General features: G+C 59.1%; 2 protein-coding genes. One reads left to right on the forward strand and one right to left on the reverse strand.

The genetic code is table 11. The features are described from left to right. Positions 1-120: 120 nt before the first annotated feature. A complete protein-coding gene (locus BO39_RS32315; protein WP_084698685.1) occupies positions 121-384 on the reverse strand; it encodes a hypothetical protein in 264 nt (87 codons plus the stop codon). Positions 385-1,018: 634 nt separating this feature from the next. On the opposite strand from BO39_RS32315, the gene BO39_RS32320 reads away from it, so the two are divergent. Continuing rightward, complete coding sequence (locus BO39_RS32320; protein ID WP_084698686.1) at positions 1,019-1,366, forward strand: H-NS histone family protein; 348 nt, start codon at positions 1,019-1,021, stop codon at positions 1,364-1,366. Positions 1,367-1,593 lie beyond the last annotated feature (227 nt).

A 1,593-nucleotide genomic window follows, 5' to 3' on the forward strand; every position in this document is an offset into this window, starting at 1 on the left:
GCCATGCCGCGGAGCCCTGCACCCCGCCCGGCTGGTCACGCCTACCTCAGGCTCGTCTGACGCTCCCTACCTTCTCCTCGCACAGCGTATTGCTGATGTTGCCAGGTAGGCTCTCCGGGATCAGGCATTTCCAACTGTCGCCCAGCCGTCGCCGTTAATCGTCCGCACAACAGCGGCAAAAAGCCGCAACGCTTCCGGTCCGCCCTCCTCGTGCAGCGCACCCGCATCCATCTCAGCGGCCAGAAGCTCGGCGTGTTCGGCCAGGAGCGCGGCGGCCTTCTGCATGGCCCCTTGTGCCAGCGCCAGCTGAACATCGACAGCCAGTTCCTGCCATGAATTGAGTTCGGCCGGGCACGTGCCGGAAGAAGCAGGCAAAGTTGGCATTGAGGTATCCTGGTCAGGAAAGCCCTTCTGGCTGCTGCGCCCTCTCCGGGTCCAAGGAGGAGTATTCGCTGGCCGTCTTAAGAGCTGATCACCAGCTCACCTTTCTACGGACACGAACGCGTCAGGCTGACCTCGCCACGGCCAAACAGAACCTACACCCTGTATTAGGAGGCTTGTTCGGTTCCGTAATAGTGGTGAAAGGTTGATCTGCTTCTATTCCCTGGCGACGGGAGCATTACCGCGATGTTGGCCCAAAAAGACGACTTAATGGCTGCGATAAACAGTGCGCTGGATCTGATCCAGCACTCTACCACCTTCGCGGATCCACAAGCCTTCGTGCAACGAGCGCGCGCCCTCCAGACAAAGACAGCGCCTCGTGCGGACGGTTCTGCAACACCGCAGGCGAGCGGTAGGGAGCGGTAGCCCCTTTGGTGGGCTCGATTGAACTCGTGACTGGGCCAAATCCTCGAGGATTACTCGTGTGGCTATCAGGTGGTCACCAAAAGCGCGCCATTTGATATCGAGCGAGCGGCATCATCCTGGCCCTTTTTCTCGGTTATCTCATGCAGCACGCAACTAATCTACCGCACACAACTTACGCTGAAATCACAGCTAAAACTTCTGGATTGTTAACATGGCAAAAGTTCTCCCAAACCTCGACAGCCTGTCTGTTCAGGATCTTACGCAGCTGATCGAAGAGGCCGAAGCCAAGCGCGCGGAAAAGCAGGAAAGCGCCAAAGCTGCGCTGGTGGAAGAAGTAACAGCCAAGGCTGCTCAACTGGGCCTCAGTCTGGAGGCGCTGCTCGGCAAGCAAGCTGCACCACAGATCAATGTTCGTAAGGTGCGTGGCGACGTGGGGAAGCCGGTTGCTGTGAAGTACCGTGGGCCCGATGACGCCACGTGGACCGGTCGTGGCCGTATGCCGAAGTGGCTCACGGAAGCGATCGAGCGTGGGAAGAGCAAGGAAGATTTCGCGGTCTGAGCGGCGTAGTAAGCGCTGATCTGGCCAGGAAGGTGTCGCTTGTTCTCAAGCGCATGGCAGCCCTGGCTGGGTTAAGCTGGCTCGCCACTAAGGAGAACGCCACTCGCGACGAAGCCGCTAACTCCTCACCAGGACCTTGGTGCATGGACCAAGTTTGAGTCCAATGTAGGGTAGGATAGGGCCGGAGCGCCCCACTGACCGGTAGGGGACACCGCTCTTGCCCTTCA

It is taken from the genome of Roseomonas aerilata DSM 19363 (assembly GCF_000711725.1).
Classification (GTDB): domain Bacteria; phylum Pseudomonadota; class Alphaproteobacteria; order Acetobacterales; family Acetobacteraceae; genus Roseomonas; species Roseomonas aerilata.

Coding starts and splice junctions, on each gene's coding strand:
- BO39_RS32315 (WP_084698685.1), bottom strand. CDS start 384: ATGCCAACTTTGCCTGCTTCTTCCGGCACGTGCCCGGCCGAACTCAAT.
- BO39_RS32320 (WP_084698686.1), top strand. CDS start 1,019: ATGGCAAAAGTTCTCCCAAACCTCGACAGCCTGTCTGTTCAGGATCTT.